The 21490-nt window shown below is 59.2% G+C and carries 24 protein-coding genes; 14 read left to right on the plus strand and 10 right to left on the minus strand.

Features of this window, described 5'->3' with window-relative positions; translation table 11 throughout:
• Window positions 1-31 precede the first annotated feature (31 nt).
• The 7 genes from phnE (BTE54_RS03500) to BTE54_RS03530 all read left to right on the plus strand — a co-directional run bounded on the left by phnE (BTE54_RS03500) (window position 32) and on the right by BTE54_RS03530 (window position 6904).
• Entirely contained in the window at window positions 32-1018 is a 987-nt protein-coding gene (phnE, locus tag BTE54_RS03500) for a phosphonate ABC transporter, permease protein PhnE (protein ID WP_078051429.1), read from the plus strand.
• Window positions 1018-2367 carry a phosphonate ABC transporter, permease protein PhnE gene (gene phnE / locus BTE54_RS03505; RefSeq protein WP_078051430.1) on the plus strand — a complete coding sequence of 450 codons (1350 nt, stop codon included), beginning with the start codon at window positions 1018-1020 and terminating at the stop codon, window positions 2365-2367. Before phnE (BTE54_RS03500) ends, phnE (BTE54_RS03505) begins: the two co-directional genes overlap by 1 nt.
• A gap of 271 nt (window positions 2368-2638) precedes the next feature.
• Window positions 2639-3337 (plus strand): DUF1045 domain-containing protein, encoded by a 699-nt coding sequence (locus BTE54_RS03510; protein ID WP_174014058.1) that lies wholly within the window; start codon window positions 2639-2641, stop codon window positions 3335-3337.
• Window positions 3334-4470: an alpha-D-ribose 1-methylphosphonate 5-triphosphate diphosphatase gene (locus BTE54_RS03515; RefSeq protein WP_078051431.1), complete on the plus strand. Its 1137-nt coding sequence runs from the start codon at window positions 3334-3336 to the stop codon at window positions 4468-4470. The genes BTE54_RS03510 and BTE54_RS03515 overlap by 4 nt, the downstream gene beginning before the upstream one ends.
• The gene (phnN, locus tag BTE54_RS03520) at window positions 4467-5066 is read left to right on the plus strand and encodes a phosphonate metabolism protein/1,5-bisphosphokinase (PRPP-forming) PhnN (protein ID WP_162934000.1); all 600 of its coding nucleotides are present in this window, start codon (window positions 4467-4469) and stop codon (window positions 5064-5066) included. The genes BTE54_RS03515 and phnN overlap by 4 nt, the downstream gene beginning before the upstream one ends.
• 87 nt (window positions 5067-5153) lie before the next feature.
• Window positions 5154-6194, plus strand: coding sequence for an AraC family transcriptional regulator (locus BTE54_RS03525; RefSeq protein WP_078051432.1), 1041 nt, complete (start codon window positions 5154-5156; stop codon window positions 6192-6194).
• Window positions 6195-6658: 464 nt separating this feature from the next.
• Window positions 6659-6904 (plus strand): LuxR C-terminal-related transcriptional regulator, encoded by a 246-nt coding sequence (locus BTE54_RS03530; RefSeq protein WP_078051433.1) that lies wholly within the window; start codon window positions 6659-6661, stop codon window positions 6902-6904.
• 220 nt (window positions 6905-7124) lie between these two features.
• Here the strand turns inward: BTE54_RS03530 and BTE54_RS03535 are convergent, their stop codons facing one another.
• From BTE54_RS03535 to BTE54_RS03570, 8 genes are all read right to left on the minus strand, one after another.
• On the minus strand, window positions 7125-8114 hold the full coding sequence (locus BTE54_RS03535; protein WP_078051434.1) for an Ldh family oxidoreductase: 990 nt from the start codon (window positions 8112-8114) through the stop codon (window positions 7125-7127).
• A 150-nt stretch (window positions 8115-8264) separates the two neighbouring features.
• Window positions 8265-9191, minus strand: a complete 927-nt coding sequence (locus BTE54_RS03540) for a TonB family protein (protein ID WP_078051435.1) — start codon at window positions 9189-9191, stop codon at window positions 8265-8267.
• A complete protein-coding gene (gene exbD / locus BTE54_RS03545) occupies window positions 9188-9664 on the minus strand; it encodes a TonB system transport protein ExbD (protein WP_065654742.1) in 477 nt (158 codons plus the stop codon). The genes BTE54_RS03540 and exbD overlap by 4 nt, the downstream gene beginning before the upstream one ends.
• A 6-nt stretch (window positions 9665-9670) precedes the next feature.
• Window positions 9671-10876, minus strand: coding sequence for a tonB-system energizer ExbB (gene exbB / locus BTE54_RS03550; RefSeq protein ID WP_198939062.1), 1206 nt, complete (start codon window positions 10874-10876; stop codon window positions 9671-9673).
• A 193-nt stretch (window positions 10877-11069) separates the two neighbouring features.
• Window positions 11070-11807, minus strand: a complete 738-nt coding sequence (hutC, locus tag BTE54_RS03555) for a histidine utilization repressor (protein WP_078051436.1) — start codon at window positions 11805-11807, stop codon at window positions 11070-11072.
• Window positions 11808-11841: 34 nt separating this feature from the next.
• Window positions 11842-12627: an ABC transporter ATP-binding protein gene (locus BTE54_RS03560; protein WP_020809178.1), complete on the minus strand. Its 786-nt coding sequence runs from the start codon at window positions 12625-12627 to the stop codon at window positions 11842-11844.
• On the minus strand, window positions 12627-13400 hold the full coding sequence (locus BTE54_RS03565; protein WP_078051437.1) for an ABC transporter permease: 774 nt from the start codon (window positions 13398-13400) through the stop codon (window positions 12627-12629). The genes BTE54_RS03560 and BTE54_RS03565 overlap by 1 nt, the downstream gene beginning before the upstream one ends.
• A gap of 138 nt (window positions 13401-13538) precedes the next feature.
• Window positions 13539-14480 (minus strand): ABC transporter substrate-binding protein, encoded by a 942-nt coding sequence (locus BTE54_RS03570; protein ID WP_065654746.1) that lies wholly within the window; start codon window positions 14478-14480, stop codon window positions 13539-13541.
• Between the two features lie 206 nt (window positions 14481-14686).
• On the opposite strand from BTE54_RS03570, the gene BTE54_RS03575 reads away from it, so the two are divergent.
• On the plus strand, window positions 14687-15397 hold the full coding sequence (locus tag BTE54_RS03575; protein WP_078051438.1) for a YoaK family protein: 711 nt from the start codon (window positions 14687-14689) through the stop codon (window positions 15395-15397).
• 12 nt (window positions 15398-15409) lie between these two features.
• On the opposite strand, the gene BTE54_RS03580 is transcribed toward BTE54_RS03575, so the two are convergent.
• Complete coding sequence (locus BTE54_RS03580) at window positions 15410-15928, minus strand: hypothetical protein (RefSeq protein ID WP_003524381.1); 519 nt, start codon at window positions 15926-15928, stop codon at window positions 15410-15412.
• Window positions 15929-16006: 78 nt separating this feature from the next.
• On the opposite strand from BTE54_RS03580, the gene BTE54_RS03585 reads away from it, so the two are divergent.
• On the plus strand, window positions 16007-16645 hold the full coding sequence (locus BTE54_RS03585) for a trimeric intracellular cation channel family protein (protein WP_003524379.1): 639 nt from the start codon (window positions 16007-16009) through the stop codon (window positions 16643-16645).
• A gap of 75 nt (window positions 16646-16720) precedes the next feature.
• On the opposite strand, the gene irrA is transcribed toward BTE54_RS03585, so the two are convergent.
• The gene (gene irrA, locus BTE54_RS03590) at window positions 16721-17140 is read right to left on the minus strand and encodes an iron response transcriptional regulator IrrA (RefSeq protein ID WP_003507276.1); all 420 of its coding nucleotides are present in this window, start codon (window positions 17138-17140) and stop codon (window positions 16721-16723) included.
• A 317-nt stretch (window positions 17141-17457) separates the two neighbouring features.
• On the opposite strand from irrA, the gene fabA reads away from it, so the two are divergent.
• From fabA to BTE54_RS03620, 5 genes are all read left to right on the plus strand, one after another.
• Window positions 17458-17973 carry a 3-hydroxyacyl-[acyl-carrier-protein] dehydratase FabA gene (fabA, locus tag BTE54_RS03600; RefSeq protein ID WP_003507274.1) on the plus strand — a complete coding sequence of 172 codons (516 nt, stop codon included), beginning with the start codon at window positions 17458-17460 and terminating at the stop codon, window positions 17971-17973.
• 75 nt (window positions 17974-18048) lie between these two features.
• A complete protein-coding gene (fabB, locus tag BTE54_RS03605) occupies window positions 18049-19272 on the plus strand; it encodes a beta-ketoacyl-ACP synthase I (protein ID WP_003524377.1) in 1224 nt (407 codons plus the stop codon).
• A 6-nt stretch (window positions 19273-19278) separates the two neighbouring features.
• A complete protein-coding gene (gene fabI, locus BTE54_RS03610) occupies window positions 19279-20085 on the plus strand; it encodes an enoyl-ACP reductase FabI (protein WP_020812529.1) in 807 nt (268 codons plus the stop codon).
• A gap of 187 nt (window positions 20086-20272) precedes the next feature.
• Window positions 20273-20869 (plus strand): TadE/TadG family type IV pilus assembly protein, encoded by a 597-nt coding sequence (locus BTE54_RS03615; RefSeq protein ID WP_003524373.1) that lies wholly within the window; start codon window positions 20273-20275, stop codon window positions 20867-20869.
• On the plus strand, window positions 20866-21459 hold the full coding sequence (locus tag BTE54_RS03620; protein ID WP_003524372.1) for a TadE/TadG family type IV pilus assembly protein: 594 nt from the start codon (window positions 20866-20868) through the stop codon (window positions 21457-21459). The genes BTE54_RS03615 and BTE54_RS03620 overlap by 4 nt, the downstream gene beginning before the upstream one ends.
• The last annotated feature ends 31 nt before the right edge of the window (window positions 21460-21490 follow it).

A 21490-nucleotide genomic window follows, 5' to 3' on the forward strand; every position in this document is an offset into this window, starting at 1 on the left:
CCGCCGCTTTTGCCAATAAAGGAAAAGCGGCATGGCGACCACACTGCATCATGGCACCCTCTCCCCCAAGGGATTGAGCGCATCGTCCCAGACGGTCATGCGTCATTATCAACAGCAGCTTGCGACAAGACGGATCTATACCGTTATTTCGCTTGTGATCTTCCTCGTCATCCTCACCGCTTCCCTGAATTTTGCCAACGCGGCCAATTCTGGTAAATTCTTCGAGCGCCTGCCCTATTTCTTCGACTTCATGAAAACCTTCGTGCCGGACAGCCCGCTTGAAATTTTCCGGGCGATGTTTGACCTGCCGTCACCCTATGCGGACGGTTCGCTGAAATATAATTACGTCGCAGATCGTGTTTACATCACTGACAGCTTCTACATCCCGCATTTCATCTATCAGCTGATCATCACGCTCAACATCGCGCTGGTTTCGACAATCATCGGCACCAGTTTTGCCTTCGTGCTGTGCTTTTTTGCCTCCACAAATCTCGTCGGTGCCGGGATCGTGCGCTGGGTCGTGCGCCGGGTCATGGAAGTGCTGCGCGCCTTCCCGGAAATCGTCGTCGCCGGGCTGTTGACCGCCATTCTATCCATCGGCCCTATCGCCGCGATCATCGCGATTTCTGTCCACACGATCGGTGCTTTGGGCAAGCTGTTCTTCGAAGTGGTGGAAAATGCCGACATGAAGCCGGATGAAGGCCTGCGCGCCGCCGGCGCCAACTGGCTGGAACGGGTGCGCTTCGCCATCGTGCCGCAGGTTCTGCCCAATTTCGTCTCTTACGCGCTGCTGCGCGCCGAAATCAACGTGCGCGCCTCCACCATCATCGGTGCCGTGGGCGGCGGCGGTATCGGCGAGGTCTTCCGCCTGTCGATCGGTAACGATCATGCGTCGAAGACCTATGCCATCATCATCCTTCTGCTGATCACCATCATCGCCGTCGACCAGTTTTCCGGCTGGCTGCGCCGCAGGCTGATCGGCCATCAATCCTTCGAATTCGGACGGGGAGCGGCCTGATGTCGTCCAGCTTCATTCTCAACACCGCCGACCGTGAGAGGCTGACGGCCGCGCATCCGCACGTGTTCAATCGCGGTTTCATGCAGCGATATGGTCTGCTCGTCGGCCTTCTCGCCGTCACCGTCTATCTCATCGGCTGCTTTTTCTTCTTCAACGTCGGCCCGGCCTTCATGCAGGGCCGGTGGGATCGTGCCTCGAGCTATATTCAAGACTGGTATTCCTGGCGTGCCCAGCCGCGCCTGCGTTTCGAAGACGGCAAGGTGGAGCCGCAATGGTCCAGCCGCGGGCAATATCCGGTCGATGCAAAAATCGACTGGCTGCAGCCCCTGCCTGATGGCGGCTACAGCGTCGTTTATGCGGGCATGGAAAACCGCCTCGACGTGACCCCGACCCGGGTGGATGTCTATGTCGACGGCAAGAATTATCCCGTCATCATCAATGGAGAACAGGCCCGGGCATCCGACGACGTGCCGCAGGAAATCCAGCAGGACGGCAACAAGGTTCTCGTGCATTTTGGTTTTGCCGGACAGGCGGAAATCCGCACCAGTCAGGTCTATGTCCAGCGTCGGTTCCTCGGATGGGCGAATTTCCTGTTCGACACCAAATCGGAATTCTGGGGCAAGGGCTATGGTGAACTCGCCGCTCTCGCGCTGTGGGGAGAAAGGCTCGATCCCGAGCGCTCCAATATCGGCCACATGGTGGATGATTTCCTCGACAACAGCGTCTGGCAACATGCCGATATTCTTTCCAAGCTGATGCAGACGCTGGTCATGGCCTTTGTGGGCACGCTGTTCGGCACGGTCGTCGCCCTGCCGCTCGCCTTCATCGCCGCGCGCAACATTACCGCCAACAGGGCCGCAAACTGGGGCATGAAGCGGTTATTCGACTTCCTGCGTTCCATCGACATGCTGATCTGGGCGCTGTTCTTCACCCGCAGCTTCGGCCCCGGACCGATCCCCGGCATTGCCGCGATCTTCTTCACCGATACCGGAGCGCTCGGCAAGGTCTATGCCGAGGCACTGGAAAATGTCGACGACAAGCAGCGCGAGGGTGTCAAATCGGTCGGCGCTTCCCCGATTGCGGTCAACCGCTTCGGTGTGCTGCCGCAGGTCCTGCCGGTCTTCATTTCGCAGTCACTCTATTTCTGGGAAAGCAATACCCGCTCCGCCACCATCATCGGCGCGGTGGGCGCCGGCGGCATCGGTCTGAAACTGCTGGAAGCGATGGGCACCAATGCCGACTGGGACAAGGTCGCCTATATGGTCCTGCTTATTCTCTTCGTCGTTTTCCTGTTCGACCACATCTCCAATTCGCTGCGTTCACGCCTGATCGGCAAAACACAACACTAGGTCTGAAGGGATGGAATGACGAACCTCGTAACGATGTTCGTCATCTCCGCCAGACACTCGCGCAGTCCCAATTTATGCCGGCCCTATCCCGTCATCATGTCCGCCTGTGTCTTCAGCACATTAGGAAGCTTGCCGCATTTCCAATGCGCTTTTTTCCTTCGGCATCATCATTCTGTCACGGAAACCAATTACCTCGCACTCCTGACCTTGCGGGAAGCTGGCGAGTCACGCCAAATAGCTTCTCATCCCTGGTCTCCCATGACACTGAAGAGTGCTTGCCGTGCGCTATGCCATCTATTTTTCTCCGGCTAAAGATCACCCGCTGACTGAGGCAGCGTCACGCTGGCTGGGCCGCAACGCATTTTCCGGCACGCTGCATGACGACCACGACGACTATGCCGAGATCACGGAGGAGCCGCGCCGTTACGGTTTCCACGCGACCCTGAAGGCTCCTTTCGAGCTTGCCGAAAAATACAGCGAAGCGGAGCTGCTCACGGCCTTCGAAGATTTCGCGGCCAGCCAGTCCACTTTCGAAATTCCGCGTGTCGTCGTCGGTGCGCTCGGGCCTTTTTTCGCACTGGTCCCGGACCGCACCTATCAGCCGCTGCAGGATTTTGCCGCCGAGATCGTCGATCATTTCGACCGGTTTCGCGCGCCCCTGTCAGAGACCGATATTGCCCGTCGGCGGCCACAGATGCTGACGGAGAGCCAGCGGCAAAATCTGTCGCTCTGGGGTTATCCCCATGTCATGGATGATTTCCGTTTTCATATGACGCTGACCGGCCGCATCGACGAGAGCGAGCAGCCCGCCATGCACAAGGTGCTTTCGGCGCGGTTTTCCGAATTCACCGATCGACCTCTCAGCATTTCCGGCCTCGCCTTGTTCATTGAAGAAACACGCGGGGCGCCCTTTACCGTTCATAGCTGGCACCCCCTTGGCCAGCCACCAAAGAAAGATGCGAACCCATGACCGAGCACGCCCTTTCCAATGCCCGTATCGTTCTGGAAGACGATATTATTCTGGGCTCCGTCCTGATCCGTGACGGCAAGATCGCCGATATCAGCGAAGGTGCCTCCAAAACCGGCGAAGATCTGGAAGGTGATTATTTGATCCCGGGTCTGGTGGAACTGCATACCGACCATCTTGAGCAGCATTATTCGCCGCGCCCCGGCGTGATCTGGGACAAGATCGCCGCCATTCAGGCCCATGACGCCCAGGTGGCCGCCTCCGGCATCACCACCGTATTCGACTGCCTGCGGCTCGGCTCGGATGAGGACGGCGGCTTCAAGAAGGGTGAAATGCGCGAAATGGCTGACGCCATCGAGGCCGCGGCAGATCAGAACCGCCTTCGTTCGGATCACCTGCTGCATCTGCGCTGTGAAGTCGCCTCCTCGGATGTGCTGGACCATTTCGAAGACTTCGAAACCGATCCGCGCGTGCGGCTGATTTCGCTGATGGACCACTCCCCGGGGCAGCGCCAGTTCCAGTCGATGGATCAATATATCTTCTATTACCAGAAGAAGCGTGGGCTGAGCGACGAGGCCTTCGCCGAGTTCGTGCGGCGTCGGCAGGCGGCGTCGGCGGAATATTCCGCCAAGCACCGCGATTATCTGGCGGCCCGCTGCGCCGAGCGCGGCATTACGGTCGCAAGCCATGACGACGCCACCGAGGCGCATGTCGGCGAAGCTATCGGCCACGGCGTGAAACTGGCGGAATTCCCCACCAGCGTCGAAGCCGCAAAAGCCTCGCACAGCGCCGGCATGAGCGTGCTGATGGGGGCGCCGAACATCGTTCGCGGCAAGTCCCACTCCGGCAACATCGCCGCCCGCGACCTCGCCGAGATCGGCGTGCTGGATGTTCTTTCTTCCGACTATGTGCCCTTCAGCCTGCTCTTCGCGCCATTCCTGCTCGCCGATCAGGTGGAAGCCATCAGCCTGCCGGAGGCGCTGCGCATGGTCACCGCCACACCGGCGCGCACCGTCGGCCTTCTCGATCGCGGTCGTATCGCCACGGGATTGCGGGCCGATCTGGTCCGGGTTCACCGCGAGGATGGTGTGCCGGTCGCCCGTTCCGTCTGGCGTCAGGGCAAGCGCGTGGCATGACCGACGATGGGCAGGATAGCCGGCGCGCGGCATCGCCCGGCACGATGATCGTGATTGTCGGCCCGAGCGGGGCCGGCAAGGACACACTGATGGACTATGCCGCAGCGCGATTGTGCGGACGGCCGGGCTTTCACTTCACCCGCCGCGTCATTACCCGCAGCGGCGATGCGGGGGGTGAAAACCACGATGCCGTTTCGATGCAGGAGTTCAACCGGCTGGAAGATGAGGGCGCCTTCGCGGTGTCCTGGCAGGCGCATGGGCTGAAATATGGCATCCCGGCCGCGGTCTATCGTCACCTCAATGCGGGAGACGTGGTCATTGCCAACGGTTCGCGTTCCGCCCTGCCGCATTTCGGCACCGCCTTTTCCCGTCTCAAGGTCGTGAACATCGTCGCTCGGCCGGAGGTTTTGGCAATGCGCCTGGAGCAGCGCGGGCGGGAAAGCCGGGACGATATTCTCCGGCGGCTGGAACGCAGTTCGTTGACAGTCGCTGGAGACTTCGACGTCACGACCGTCGATAATAGCGGCGCTATCGAAGATGCCGGCAAAGCCATCATGCAGGTGCTGGAGCAAAGCGCAGACACCGACCGCACTTAATATCCCGAAGCCGGGCTGCTCGACAAACGCTCTCTCAAGGCTTACCATCAGGCGACAATTTCCAAACATGGTACGCCAAGGCGAGGGATGCCCGAGAAAAGGGTCAGCGACGAGATAAGTGTGGTGGCCGGTCTGGCTGCCGGCGTCAGCAATTATGCCCGGTCACGGGGCATCGATATCGCACCGATCTGCAAGGCTCTGGACATTGATCCAGCCACATTCAACAGCCTGACGGAACGCATAAGCCTCGATAGATTTTCCCGACTGCTCGAAACCTGCGCACTGATTTCCGGCGACGACGCTTTCGGTCTGCAATGCGCCTCCACCTTTCCAGCGGGTGCATCCGGCGCGTTCGGATATGGGCTGATCAGCGCACCGACGGTAAGGGCGTTCCTGCGTTTTCTTCAGGACCATGTTTATTACGCCACCAATAACAGCAATTTCACCATGGTAACGGATGCCACGCAGGTAACCCTGTCATGGTCCTTCGCGCCGGTTATCGCCAAACGCGATCAATATGTGGATTTGTCGCTCGCCGTCCTGGTACAACGTCTCCGCGATATTCTCGGAGATCGTATCAACCAGATCGAGATCGGTCTGGAGCGGCCGAAACCGAATAATATTCAGCTATTTAAAGAAAGAATGACCAGGCGCGTCAGTTTTTCCCAGCCGATCCATACCATGCGTCTGCCGGTACCGCTTCTCGATGTCGTCAATCCGAATGCGGATGAGCGGCTGTTCGAGCTGATGAACCTGCAATGCCGTATGTTGCGACCGGAAACATCGGCGGACGCGACCCATTTCATTGACCAGGTGAAGCGGTATATGCAGATGCGGCTCTCGGATGCCGAGCTTTCGCTCGGCGAGATCGCTCCCTATTTCAACCTGTCGGAACGGAGTTTTCAACGGCGGCTCGCAGAGCTCGGCACCAATCTCAACGAGATAAAGGACGCCATTCGCAAAAATGCCGGTTTCAAACTCCTCGTGGAAAGTGATCTTCCGGTATCCGACATCAGTTACAGGCTTGGCTATTCGACACCCGGTGCGTTTTCGCGTTCCGTTTCGCGCTGGTTCGGGGCAACACCGACCGATATTCGCAAGAAACACGCGCATCATTCCGCCGGATGATACATGTTGACGGCATCAATATTTCGAAATGACGCATTAAATTTGAGAAATATGTCGGCGCTCATCGCGTTGTGTGCCGAAACATAACAATAAAACGAAAAACTTGGCGCGAGATGTTATTCTCTCGGTGAGGCACATCGCCTATTAGAGCGCCGCATATCCTTCGGGGTGTGACGAAAACATTCCAGAGCTTTGAAGCTGCATTTCACGCCAGACCCATTGTGGTCTCTGGCGATATCGGTGTTGCAGTTCCCTTCAGTGCACAGAATAGAGCGTCCGCGTCAGGATCGGCTGGCTGCGAAAGCGGCCCTTATTGCATAATTACCAATGCCCGATGAAACCTATTGGCGAAATTAGCGTTTCTGTTCGCGTATAGACAGAGCGGTAAACGAGCTGGTTTCGGGGAATGAATCATTGACTGATCGTGCCCCGGGAAGGCCAATCTCTTTTAAGGCTGAAAGAAAATGTCTTCAAACACGCCGCATGAACATCGCCAGACGCATGAAATCATCCTTTCGGAGCGTGAGCGGCATTATCTGGGGCTGGTCGCGCGGGGCAAGCATCCGTCCCACGTCGCCCTGATAACCGGCGCGGACGAAGCGGACGTGAAGGATACTCTTGAAAGAGTGCGCCACAGATTGGGCGCCACCAATCTGCTGAATGCCGTCAGCATCGCCCTGCTGCGCGGCCTGATCGTGCAGGACGCATAATCGCCAACCTGATCATCCAAGCTTACGCGAAACGTCCCCTCCCGTAAGCTGAAAACCGAATGAGCGGCTTTCTGCGTCAAAATCCTTCCATATCAATGGCGGGATGGCGGACCAAAGCGGGCTGGACATGATGTCCGGCCCTATCGACGCAAATGCAAAGCATGCCATTTACGGTTTGCCCGGCGGGTCATAGTCGACCCGCCGGGTTTTTATTGTCGCATCAGAGCGATTTAATTTCGGTCAGAATATCGCTTTCGATCACGATGCCGCTTTCCAGCGCCTGCTTGCGAATCCCCTGGCTGCGGCGGCCGGGCAGACGCACATTTTCCTGCTTTTCTATCTCGCCGGCTATGAGCCCCAGCCGCTCGGTAAAGGCCGTACCGCCTGACGATACCGGGTCTATGGCGATGATCGTGTGGCCAAGAGAGGGTGGTGCTCCCTTGTCATCGAGAAGGGAAGATGCCTCGAATGCGAAGTTTCCGCCGGTAATCGCAGCGGCCATGATCTCCACCATCAATGCCAGCGCAGCGCCCTTGGCCTCGCCTGCGGGCACCATGGTTCCCTCTATGGCCTCTTCGGGATCGGTCGTCGGCCGGCCGTTTCGGTCGAGCGCCCAGTCGCCGGGGATGGTTTCACCCTTCTGGCGGGCCGCCATGATCTTTCCACGCGCGACCTTGGAGAGCGCGAGATCGATGACCAGCGGATCGGCGCCGCCGACGGGGGTGGCGAAAGCGATCGGATTGGTTCCATAAAGCGGTTTGCTGCCGCCCCAGGGCGCCATTGATGCTGGTGCGTTGGCGAACATGAGCGCGACAAAACCCATTTCGGCGAGGCGCTCGACGGTCAGCGCCATGACACCCGCATGATGGGAGCGGTGGATCGCCGCAAGCGCAATGCCCTGCTGCCGGACCATGTCCGGCAATTCCTCAAGGGCGCAATCGATCGCCGGATAGGCATAGCCGTGATTGGCGTCGACCGAGAGCACGCCCGGCTTCACGCGGGTCGCCACCGGACGCGCCTTGCCATCGACCTTTCCAACCCGCGCCTGCCGGACATACACGGGGATGCGGCGAAAACCGTGACCACCCTGGCTGGCCGCCTCGGAGGCGACGAGCGCCTTTGCCACCGAACGGGCGTTTTGCGGCAGAACGCCGTTGCGCTCAAAGATAGAGGATACGAGATCCTCCGCCTCTGCGATTGAGAATTTCATGATTTTCGTGGTTCCTGTTGGCTTGCATGCGGTGGGACGGATTGGTCCTACTTTGCGGTATACGGTCGCTGCAAATCAACATGGAAAATAAATCGGGCATCCCATCCTCTCCAGAGTCGGGACGCCCATATGCGGTCGGACTGCTTCACCCTACTTGAAAAGAATCGGCAGGGTAAAACTCGTATTTGCGCCTGGCGGCGGCGGCGAGACGGACGCTCTTTGTATGACGGCCAGAAGCTTCTGATCCATCGCCGAGTCACCGGTGGATGAAATAATCCTCGCACCGCCGACGGAACCACCGCTGTCTATCTTGAATGAAACCGTAATGGTCATCCCCGATTTTCCAGCCGAACGCACCAGTCGCCGCTGCATCGCCGAGCGCACTTTCGCACCCCAATCGGCATTTGACATGGACGAGGACGAGAAGGAGCCGGCATTGCTGCGCGATGCCGCCGTCCGGTCGGACTGCTGGGCTTCAGCCTTCGCCGTTTCGCGCAGTTCCGATGCCTGCTGCGGTTTGGGACGCTGGCGCTCGACCTTCTTTTTCTCTTGCGGCTCTTTCTTTTCCACCTTCTTTTCGACGGGCGGCGGCGGAGGACGCATGACGGGCAGAGGGACCTCGACATTTTCGAGTTCCGCCATCATCTGCTCCTGAACGGGATCGACCGGCTCCACGGGTTCGGGAATTTCCTGCGGTTCGACGATCTCCTCGACCGGCGGTTCAGGCGGCTGCACCGGCTCTGGCGGCGGCGGCGTTTCCGCAACCGGCTCCGGTGGCGGCGGCTCTTCCGGGGCGGCTTCCTCCACCGGTTCGCTGCTGTCGCTCTTCACCTCTTCGGCGTCCTCAACATCCTGCGCGGGCGTCGTTTCTTCGGTCTTTACGGCCTCCGGTATCGCCGCCATTTCGATCATGATCGCAGCAGGAGGCGGCCCGCCGGCTTCCTGCTCTTCGGGCTCCTGCATCAGATAATAGGCAAAACCAGCGTGAACGCCCAGCATGAGCAGCGCCGCGACGGACCACAGCGTTACTTCCCCGAGACGGGAATGCCGGGCCTGCGGGTAGCCGTTTTCAGTCATGGCGTGGTTCCCGGCGCTGCGGGTTGGCCAACGGCGGCCGGCTGCGATGCGGCAGCCGCGTTTTCCAGTCCTACGAGGGCGATCTTCAGATAACCGGCATCTCTCAGCAGGTTCATGATTTCCATGAAGTGGCCGTAATCGACCGCCTTGTCGGCCCGCAGGAAGATGCGCGTATCCTTCTTGCCGCCCGTCTGCCGGTCGATGGCGGCGGCCAGTGCTTCGCGGGCAACCGCATCATTGCCGAGATTGAGCGAGAGGTCGTCCTTGACCGTCAGATAAAGCGGCTCCTCCGGGCGTTCCGCCGGCTTTGCGGTGGATGCGGGCAGATCGACATTCACATCGACGGTGGCGAGCGGTGCCGCCACCATGAAGATGATGAGCAGAACCAGCATCACGTCGATGAAGGGCGTGACATTGATCTCGTGGTTTTCGGAGAGATCGTCTCCGCTATTTTCGCGAATACCGCCAGCCATGGCCGATCACCGTCCTACCAGCGATACCGCGGGCTTGCTGGTGCTGCCCGGGGGAATACGGCGGAAATCGAGATCGCGGCTGACGAGTCGTTCCACACCGGCTGCGGCATCCGCCAGCAGATGGCGGTACCCGGTGATGGAGCGGGCGAAGACGTTGTAGATCACCACGGCCGGAATAGCGGCGACAAGGCCGATGGCGGTGGCGAGCAGCGCTTCGGCGATGCCCGGCGCGACGACGGCAAGATTGGTCGTCTGCGATTCCGAAATGCTGATGAAGGAGTTCATGATGCCCCAGACGGTGCCGAACAGGCCGACGAAGGGAGCGGTGGAACCGATGGTCGCCAGAACACCCGTTCCGCGCGACATGCGGCGACCCGCATGGGTTTCGATACGCGAAAGCGCCGACGAGACACGCTCCTTGATACCGCCGCCATCCGTGTGTTCGACCACCGCATCGGAAAGCTGCATTTCGTGGGTCGCCATGCGCAACATCAGTGCTGCCGGCCCGCCCTTCTTTTCGACGGCCTCGGTGGCCTCCGTCAGGGTTTTTGCCCTGCGAATGACCTTGAGCGTCGAGCCGGCGCGCACCCGCGCACCTGCAAGCTCGATAGACTTCGCGACCCAGACCGTCCACGTCACCAGAGATGCGAAGGCAAGGCCGATCATGACACCCTTCACGACCCAGTCGGCCGCCATGAACATGCCCCAGGGAGAAAGGTTGTGCGGGATATCCGCACGATGTTCGGCGCTCGCGGGCTCGGTGCTGACAGGCTCGATCGGGGTCGCGGCTTCATTCGGCGCGGTCGTCTGGCCCATCTGTGCGGGTTGCTCGGTCTGCGTCGGCTGCGGTGCCAGGCCTTCGGCTCCCGGTGCGGTATTCGTCGCGGGCTGAGCCGGTGCAGGCTGGGCCGGTGCGGGCTGAGTTGACTGAGGCTGCGAGGGTGCGGTGGCGGCCGGCTGGGCCGGTGCAGTCGCGGAAGGCTGGACGGGCGCGGAGGCCGGAGCGCTCGGCGTCGCAGGAGCTGCCGGCTGTGCTGGCTGAACCGCTTCCGTTTGCGGTGCGGGCTGTATCTGGGTTTCCGGTGCCGTCTGAGCGAAAACCGCGCCGGCACTCAAGCCGGCCAGCAAGGTGACAGTCATGGCAAGGGAGAAATGCCTTGTCGTGTTTGCCTTGTTGAAGGATGCGGAAGAAGTTGAGGTCTCAGCTGACATAATTTTTATCCCGGATTTCCGTCGATGAACTCATCCGCAGATTGACCGGTTCCTGAAAACCGGGGCCATGAACGGATACCGTCGTGAAAGCTTGACGTTCCGATAATAAACCTGAGTTCTTTTGACAACTATTATATTGTCAAAAGACCACCCGTAAACTCTTCTTTACAAAAAATTGACCGATCGACGGCCTTCAGCTGTTCTGCGAGGGCGAAAACTGCGCAACGAGGGCATGCCGGTCACCGGGATAGGTGACACGGACGCGGGTGATATAATCCGCCCCATGCCAGGTCCGGCGATCGATCACCAGACAGGCAGCACCGGAAGCAATGCCGAGCGCCGCCGCATTTTTACGGTCGGCGGAAACGGCGCTGATGCGATGTTCGGCCGCACTCCAGGGCACCATTTTCAGTAGCCATGTCCCCGGCCCGATCTGTGAAAAATCCGCGGCTTCCGCCTCCGGAACGGCGGTTACATTGATGATGCGCTCCTCAAGGCAAAAGGGAACGCCGCCGGCGAAGTGCGTGCAGGTAAGTTCCAGGACCGGGGCCTCGGCGGCAAGCGCCATGGCCGCGCCGTCTTCTTCCCCCGCAGGGCGCAGCCGTCGTTTGTCGAGACGGTAACCGTAGACCAGACCCAGCGCCTGCACCTCCCGCTCGATATCGTGGATTTCCAGAACGGCGGATTGCGCATGGGGCTGGCGAACGAAGGTGCCGAGACGGCGGCGTCTTTCGATGAGTCCGCGCTGCACCAATTCGCCGAGAGCCTTGTTCACCGTCATGCGCGAACAGGCATATTGCCGGGTCATCTCGTGTTCGAAGGGAATACGATAACCCGGCGGCCATTCGCCCGACATGATATGACGCTCGACATCATTGCGAATGCGCTCGTGCAGCGATTTTTCCTGAAGATCGGCGCCTGTGCTCCTCATCCCGATGCTTTTATCCTCCCCTTTGCCTGATCAACTATCCATGGGCAGCGGCGGCAATCGCCTCGCTGCGGATTTCCTCCGTAAGCTTGGCGCGCAGCTCAGAAAATTCCGGGCTGGCCTTGACGGTGTAGTGACGCGGATGCGGCAGGTCGACCGGCGTGATCGACTTGATGCGACCCGGCCTTGCGGACATGGTCACCACACGCGACGCCATGAACACCGCCTCCTCGATATCGTGTGTGACGAAAATGACCGTCTTCTGCTCCCGCTCCCAGATACCGAGCAGCAGTTCCTGCATCAGTCCGCGCGTCTGGTTGTCGAGAGCGCCGAAAGGCTCGTCGAGCAGCAGGATTTTCGGGCCGTTCGCCAGGGCACGGGCAATGGCCGTTCTCTGCTGCATGCCGCCGGAGAGCTGTTTCGGCCAATGGTTCTCGAAGCCGCGCAGGCCGACCTTGTCGATATAGCTGTCGACGATCTCCCATTTTTCCTTCTCGGCAACGCCGCGTTCGCGCAGGCCGAAGGCGACATTTTCGCGGATCGTCAGCCAGGGAAACAGGGTATAGGACTGGAACACCATGCCGCGATCCGCCCCCGGCCCCGTCACCGCCCTACCGGACAGCAGCACTTCGCCCGTCGTCGGGCGGTCGAGACCGGCGATGATGCGCAGCAAGGTCGATTTTCCGCATCCCGACGGGCCGAGGATGGTGACGAAATCATTGCGGGGGATTTCCAGATCGGTGGGCTGGAGGGCCAGCGTCGGCTGCCCGCCCTGCACACCCGGAAAAGTGCGGCTGACGCCCTTGATAACGAGTTCGCTCATCAGGCAAGCCTCCAGGCGAAAAGCTTCCGGTTCAGCGATTTGAACGCAAAGTCCGAAATAAGACCGATAATGCCGATGACGATGATGCCGAAGATGATCTGCCCGGTCGCCATCAGCGCCTGGCTGTTGATGATCATATAGCCGATGCCCGAGGAGGCGCCGATCAATTCCGCAACGATAACGTAGGTCCAGGCCCAGCCGAGAACGAGACGGAGGATTTCCGCAATATCCGGCGCATTGGCGGGAATGAGAACACGGCGAACAACGCCCCGGTCCTTCGCACCAAGCGTATAGGCCGCCTCCACCAGATCCCGTCTTGTGCCGGCGACAGCCACGGCCACCATCAGGATGATCTGGAACACAGCGCCGATGAAGATCACCAGCAGCTTCTGCATCTCGCCGATCCCGGCCCAGAGAATGAGGAGCGGCACGAAGGCGGAAGCCGGCAGATAGCGCGCGAAGGAGACGAAGGGCTCCAGCAGCGCCTCGACGGGCTTATAGGCCCCCATGGCGATGCCGACCGGCACGGCAACGAGCGATGCCAGCACGAAACCGCCGACCACGCGCCAGATCGTCATGCCGATATCGCTGGCAAAACCCTGATCGGTCAGCAGATAGATGCCGTCCTTCAGCATGGTGATGGGGTCGGCCAGAAAGGTTGGCGATACGAAACCGCCCAGCGTGGCAACGCCCCAGGCGGAAAAAAACAGCACGAAGAACAGGATGCCGAGAGCAATTCTCGTGCTGTTCCTTATGGGTTGAAGAGGTTGCATCTGTCGCCTGTCCGGAAAACCGGCGCGGCACCTTCGCCGCGCCATCGGAGCGCCGTGCGCGTTTCGCGACGCACAATCGACGCACTCACCTGTCTTTGGCTGCAATATTCCCTGCAGGGAACGCGGCCGCCTTTTCTGTTACTTGATGAAGGACGTATCCGCGAGGGTCGAAAGATCGGGTTTCGACTTTATCACGCCGATTTCCAGCAGCAGGTCCGCCGATTTTTCCGAGAATGTCTTGAATTCACCCTCGAAAAACTTCTGGTTGGCGGCCTTGTCCTGCCATTCGAGGAATTTTGCCGAAGCGGCAAAGGCCTCGCCGGTCTGCTTCACATCCGCGCCCATCGTCGCATAGGACTTTTCGGGATCGGCCTTGATGAGCTCGAGGGCCTGGAAATAGCTGTCCGCCAGTGCTTTCGCCGCCTGCGGATTGGCCTTCAGGAAATCCGGGGTGCAACCGAACGTATCCATGACGGCGGGATAATCCAGCGTCGTGGCGAGGATTTTGCCCTTATCGGGGGCGGCGCGGACAGTGGACAGATAGGGCTCATAGGTCATGGCCGCATCATTTTGACCGGCAACGAATGCCTGCGCGGCCGGTCCCGGCTCGAGGTTGACGACCTTGACATCCTTCAGGGTAAGGCCGTTTTCCTTGAGTATCCAGGCAAGGAAGAAATAAGGGGAGGTGCCCGGCGCGGAGGCGGCAACCGTCTTGCCTTTCAGGTCCGCGACCTTGGCAACATCACTGCGCACCGCAATGCCATCCGCGCCATGCGACTTGTCCATCTGGAAAATCTGGGTGGATTTCACGCCATTGGCATTCCACGCGATCCATGTTTCCACCGTGGTGGCGGCGCACTGGATGTCACCGGAAGCAAGGGCCAGATGGCGGCTCGCCTGCGGGATTTTCTTGATATCGACTTTCAGACCGTTCTTTTCGAAAATGCCGGCCTGTTTGGCGAGCGTCAACGGTGCAAAACCGGTCCAGCCGGACATGCCAATCGTCACCGACGTCTCGGCATAGGCGGAAGCGGATGAAAAGAGCGCGGCGACTGTGGCGAGTACCCATGTTTTCTTCATGATCTGAACCCCTTTTGATTTATTTTTGTGCGATGTTGTTTATCGCTTTATTTGAGGCATCGTAGGCAGGGATTTTATATTTGTCTAGACAAAATAGAAGTTTCCGAAGGCCTCCAGAAAGATTGCAAATACACCATCCGGCATTCTAGACATAGGATAACACGGCCCGGCGCACAGGCCCGCCGTTTTTCCATGTCGAGCTTTCCATGACCAGACAAAGACGTCGCAGTATCATCAGGGCAAGGCGAACCGGAACCGGAATTGCGCTGGTTGCCGCCATTTCCTTCATCGCGGGCATGACGGATGCGGTGGGCCTGCATATTTCAGGCGACTTCGTATCCTTCATGACCGGCAACACCACGCGCGCCGCAGTCTCGATAGAGGCTGGCCTCTATTCCCACGCCGCGAAACTGCTTTTCGCAATCATTGCCTTCGTGGCGGGCAATGCCGGCGGCATCGTGGTCGCGCATAAGTTCGACCGGCGCATCTTCGCCGTTCTGATGGCGGTGGGATTGCTGGTAACAATTGCCGCGCTGCTCGGCGGCGAGACTTCCGCTCTTGCGCAATTTTATCTCGTCGTTTTCGCCATGGGCATGGTCAACGCCGCCGTTGAGCATATTGAGGGACTGCCAATCGGGCTTACCTATGTGACCGGCGCGCTTTCCCGTTTCGGCCGCGGCATCGGTCGTTTTCTTCTCGGCGAACGGAGCCTCGACTGGGGCATTCAGATCGTGCCATGGCTTGGAATGATATGCGGCGCGATCTGCGGCGCTATTCTTGCCGCCACCCTGCAATCGAACGCCCTTTGGGTGGTCGCGGCCACGGTTTTCGTCGTCGCCATCGCCACTTTCATCATTCCGCGCTCGCTTCGCCAGCGCTACAATCAAAGGGTCAAAATCCGGCGGATTACGCCCTGAAAATCATCGCCGTCACTTTCGCGAGATGGTGACGAATTTCGTGCCCCGCACCCGCACCGTCATCAGGCAGGGTTCCTTGTCGGTACGCTCGCAATAACGCGGATGCATCTTCAGCACGAAAACCATGTTGCCGAAGCGCTTGATGAAATCATAGTCGTAAATCCGGGCCGTCGCGATCATCAGATAACCGCCCTCTTTCACCTGGACATAGAAATTATAAGGGCATCCCTCGTCGTCGCAGCTGCGGCCCTTTTCGCCGTCACAATCGAGAACACCGTGATTGACGACGGCGTCCATCAGCCCGTCATTGTTGATATCCAGCCGCGTGACGAAATCGTCGCCGAAGGCCGCCACCTTGCACTCGTTGCGGAAATGGTCCTTCTCGTAGATCTCGGGGTCGTTCACCAGCTGCTGCTGCGCCGAGAGCGCCACCGGAAACATCAAGAGAACCAGCGCCTGAAGAGCGGCAACGAGAGCGATTCGCACGGCATTTTCCTTTGCATCCGTTTCGGTTATGGATGTTGCGATCATCCGGGCGGCCAGCCTAGAGTTTAGTGCTTGCGCGACACTGACGTGTTCGCAGCCCGTGTTTCCGGGGGGAACCTTTTCATGACGCTTCTGGGTTTTCTCGACTATGCCGGGGTCGCCATCTTTGCCGCAACGGGCGCGCTCGCCGCCTCGCGCAAGCAGCTCGACCTGATCGGCTTCCTGTTTTTCGCCGCCGCAACCGGCATCGGCGGCGGCACGGTCCGCGATCTGGTGCTTGGCAGGACGCCTGTATTCTGGGTGGTGAACCCGACCTATATCCTCGTCTGCGTCTCGGTCGCGGTGCTGCTGTTCTTCACCGCGCATCTGTTCGAATCCCGTTACCGCGTACTGATCTGGCTCGATGCGCTGGGCCTTTCCGCTTATTGCGTCATGGGAGCAGCCAAGGGGCTTGCCGCCAGCGGCTCCGCAACCGTCGCCATCGTCACCGGCGTTCTGACGGCGACGTTCGGTGGTGTGTTGCGCGATATTCTCGCCGGCGAGCCTTCCGTGCTGCTGCGGCCGGAAATCTACATCACCTGCGCGCTCCTGGGCTCCTCCACATTCATTGTCGTCTATTTCCTCGGCGCACCGCTTTATGCCGCATCAGCCGCAGGCGTCCTGACGGCCTTCGCAGTCCGGTCCGGTGCGCTGATCTTCGGCTGGACTTTTCCGCCCTACAAGGCAAAGCCCGGCAGGCGGCCGGAAGATGTGATGAAGTGACAAATAGAAATGACCGCCGAAAACAGAGATGGCGCCCGTGGGCGCCATTTTCACATCCGCGATCGGACTGAAGCCTTATCCGCGCTTGCGGCGAAGGCGGATGACCACGTCCACATGGGCGATTTCCATGCCCTCGGGCGCTTCCGGCAAATTGTCGATCTGGAGGTTATTGACGGGAATATCCAGAACCTCGTTCTCGCCCTCCACGAAGAAGTGGTGGTGATCCGAGACGTTGGTGTCGAAATAGGTGCGGGCGCCTTCCACGGCGAGAACACGGATGAGGCCGGCTTCGGTGAACTGGTGCAGCGTATTGTAGACGGTGGCGAGAGAAACGGGCACGCCGGCGGTAACCGCCTCATCGTGCAGTTCCTCGACCGTCAGATGGCGATCGCCCTTTGCGAAAAGAAGATCGCCCAAAGCAACGCGCTGGCGCGTGGGCCGCAGCCCCGAGCGCCGCAACCTCGTTCCGATATCCAATGTGGCGTCAAATGCCATGCAATCCCATTCCAAACAGAGGTATGAAACTTACCAATTGCATTAGCATATATCTTTTGCGGCGGGTGCTTTCAATAGTTTCAGCGTGGCTTAGGCGTGGCAAATGGCGGCAAACCGGCCATTCCTGCAAATTTCCTCTGGTTCCAGCCGTACGGTTCCTGTATGCGGACGGCATATTGAGGTAATGACTTCTGCGAAGAAGGTTCGAAGACAAAGAATGGGGGCAGAGCGGCCTCTGCCCTTGCAGCGCTTCATTTTGAACCTAACTTGCTCTAGTGAAGTCGATCAACACCAGTAACTGGGGAAGTGAAAGCGGTATGGCAACGAGGCAATCAAGTTACAATTACGAGGAGATCCTGTCCTGCGGTCGCGGCGAATTGTTCGGCCCGGGAAATGCACAGCTCCCATTGCCCCCCATGCTCATGGTCCATCGCATTACCGAAATTTCCGAAACCGGCGGCGCCTTCGACAAGGGTTTCATCCGCGCCGAATACGATGTCAGCCCGGACGACTGGTATTTCCCCTGCCACTTCCAGGGCAACCCGATCATGCCGGGGTGCCTGGGCCTTGACGGCATGTGGCAGCTGACCGGTTTCTTCCTCGGCTGGCTGGGCGAAGAAGGTCGCGGCATGGCGCTTTCCACCGGCGAAGTGAAGTTCAAGGGCATGGTTCGCCCTCACACGAAGCTCCTTCAATATGGTATTGATTTCAAGCGCGTGATGCGCGGCCGTCTGGTGCTCGGAACCGCCGACGGCTGGCTCAAGGCGGACGGCGAAACCATTTATCAGGCGACGGACCTGCGCGTAGGCCTGTCGAAGGAAAAGGCTGCCTGAGGCAGACGGAATAGTCCTGACAAACGCCGGGCGGCTTCGGTCGTCCAGCCGAAATCTTAAGAAAAGGTCCCTTTCATGAGACGAGTTGTTGTCACCGGCCTCGGTATTGTTTCTTCCATCGGCGGTGATGCCGCTGAAGTCACCGCATCGCTGCGCAATGCCAAATCCGGCATTTCATTTTCGCCGGATTTTGCCGAACACGGTTTCAAATGCCAGGTCTGGGGCAAGCCGTCTCTCGACCCGACCGATCTGGTCGACCGCCGCGCCATGCGCTTCCTGTCGCAGGGCGGTGCGTGGAACCATGTCGCCATGAAGCAGGCCATCGCCGATTCCGGTCTCGAAGAGAGCGACATCAGCGGCAATGAGCGCACCGGCATCATCATGGGTTCGGGCGGTCCTTCCACCCGCACCATCGTCGAGGCGGCCGATATTACGCTGAAGAACAACAGCCCGAAGCGCATCGGTCCCTTTGCCGTGCCGAAGGCGATGTCCTCCACCGCATCGGCCACGCTTGCCACCTGGTTCAAGATTCATGGCGTCAACTACTCCATCTCGTCGGCCTGCTCCACCTCGGCGCATTGCATCGGCAACGCTGCCGAAATGATCCAGTGGGGCAAGCAGGACGTGATGTTTGCGGGCGGCCATGAGGATCTCGACTGGTCCATGTCCAACCTCTTCGACGCCATGGGCGCCATGTCGTCCAAATATAACGAGACACCGAGCGTCGCCTCGCGCGCCTATGACGTCAACCGCGACGGTTTCGTGATTGCCGGCGGTGCGGGCGTGCTGGTTCTCGAAGAGCTGGAACATGCCAAGGCGCGCGGCGCGAAGATTTACGCCGAAATCGTCGGTTACGGCGCGACCTCGGACGGTTACGACATGGTGGCTCCTTCAGGCGAAGGCGCAATCCGCTGCATGCGGCAGGCGCTTTCCACCGTGAAGGGCGACATCGACTACATCAATACCCATGGCACCTCGACGCCGGTTGGCGACAGCAAGGAAATCGGCGCGATCCGGGAAGTCTTCGGCGACAAAATCCCGCATATCCAGTCGACCAAGTCGCTCACCGGCCATTCGCTGGGTGCGGCCGGCGTGCAGGAATCGATCTACGGCCTGCTGATGATGCAGGAACGCTTCATCGGCGAAAGCGCGCATATTTCCGAGCTCGATCCCGAATTTGCGGGCGTTCCGATCGTTCGCAGCCGCATCGACAACGCCAAGATCGACACCATCCTTTCCAATTCCTTCGGCTTCGGCGGCACCAACGCCACGCTCGTCTTCCAGCGTCATAACGGATAATTGCCCATGAACGGCATCATGCAGGGTAAACGCGGCCTCATCATGGGCGTCGCAAACAATCATTCCATCGCCTGGGGTATCTCCAAGGCGCTTGCGGCACAGGGCGCGGAACTGGCCTTCACCTATCAGGGTGAAGCGCTCGGCAAGCGTGTGAAACCGCTCGCCGCCGAGCTCGGATCCGATTTCATCGTACCATGCGATGTCGAGGATATCGCCTCGGTCGACGCCCTGTTCGCGACGATCCGCGAAAAATGGGGCTCGCTGGATTTTATCGTCCATGCCATCGGCTTTTCCGACAAGAACGAGCTGAAGGGCCTCTACGCGGATACGACGCGCGAGAATTTCAGCCGCACCATGGTCATTTCCTGTTTCTCCTTCACGGAAATCGCCAAGCGTGCCGCCGAGTTGATGACCAATGGTGGCTCCATGCTGACGCTGACCTACAATGGTTCGCAGCGCGTCATCCCGAACTACAATGTCATGGGCGTCGCCAAGGCGGCTCTTGAAGCGTCCGTGCGTTATCTCGCCGCCGATTACGGCCCGCGCGATATTCGCGTCAACGCCATCTCGGCCGGTCCGGTCCGCACGCTGGCGGGCGCCGGCATCTCGGATGCGCGGGCGATCTACGCATGGAACCAGAAAAACGCACCGCTTCGGCGGACCGCGGATATCGACGATATCGGCGGATCGGCGCTTTACCTGCTGTCCAATCTGTCGCGCGGCGTAACCGGCGAATGCCATTATGTGGACTGTGGTTATAACATCACTTCCACACCCACGCTGGAGGTTCTCTCCAAAGCGGATGCGGAATAAGCGCCCGTTTCAGCGTCAACAAAAGCCCGGCCATGTGCCGGGCTTTTATATTTTGGGACGTATCAATTTCGGAAATCACTAAAGTATAATTCGTTGGAGTAACTGAATTTAAACATCGGGTGGTTATGGTCCGCAACAAATTCAACGGTTGCGCTTGCCGCATATTCTTAGAGATCGATATCGCCTCATGCGACTGGCCAGACTGAAGCCATTGCTGGAAAAATTCGGAGTCTCGCGCGACGGGACAGCGGCTATAGAATTCGCGATACTCGCGATCCCCTATTTCCTCGTCGTCTTTGCGATCATCGAGACCTTCATCGCCCTGATGGCGGAACAGGTCGTCGCCAATGCCACCGAGAACATGGCGCGGCGTCTGCGCACCGGGCAGATCAGCAGCTCGATTTCGAAAGAGGATTTCCGCAAGAGCTTCTGCAACGAAGTCTCGGTGATGATCACCTGCTCAGCGGATGAAATTCAAAAAGAACAGAAGCTCTATATCGATCTTCGCTCGTTTACCGCCTTCAAGGATATTCCGACCACGATACCGCTGAAGGCCTATGGCGAATATTACGATCTCGACACCGCCCAATTCGGCTTCAAGCCGGGCGGGCCGGAAACCATCAACATGTTGCGTGTCTATTATCGCTGGCGCGTGGTTGCCGATATCATCCGGCCATACCTGACGAAAATACGTCCGGCCGACGGATCGATGCCCTCACATTTCCTCATCGTCGCGACAAATGCGTTCATGAACGAGAAATACATCACAGGCGGGGGCTCATGATGGCAGGGCTGGTGTCCGTTGCGGCAAACGGCAAACGACGCCTGATGGCGCTCGTTTCACGCTTTGCCAAAGATCGCCGTGGCGTGGGTGCGGTGGAGTTCGCGATCCTCTTTCCGATATTGCTTGCGCTTTATCTGACCTCGTTCGAATTGACGATCGGATACAACACCTACAAGCGGGCAAGCACCGCTGCAGCCTCCATCAACGATCTGATATCGAAAACAGGTTCCGTCGATAAAACCTATCTCGCGGGCATGCAGGACGTCGCAGCCGCCGTGTTTGCGCCCTACAGCACCAAGGGTCTGCAGCTGAAGATCAGCGGCATCAAGATCGACGCGCAAAAACAGGCGAAAATCACCTGGTCCTGGGATGAGAAAAATCTGAGACCCTATGCGGTGGGGTCACCGGTCGCCGTTCCGACGCGCCTGCTCGTGGAAAACAGCTTTCTCATCCACGTCGAACTTTCCATCCCGCATGAATTGCTGATGTTCATGCCCGATCTTGCCTCGTCCGGGGTGAAGTCGATCACCATCGGCCGGGAGTATTTCTTTAAGCAACGCGACGCCGAGACCGTCTGCACCAATTGCTGAGCAATCGGTGCGCCAGAACGGTCTCGTCATG

The sequence above is a fragment of the Agrobacterium sp. YIC 4121 genome (genome assembly GCF_002008205.1).
Lineage (GTDB): Bacteria > Pseudomonadota > Alphaproteobacteria > Rhizobiales > Rhizobiaceae > Agrobacterium > Agrobacterium leguminum.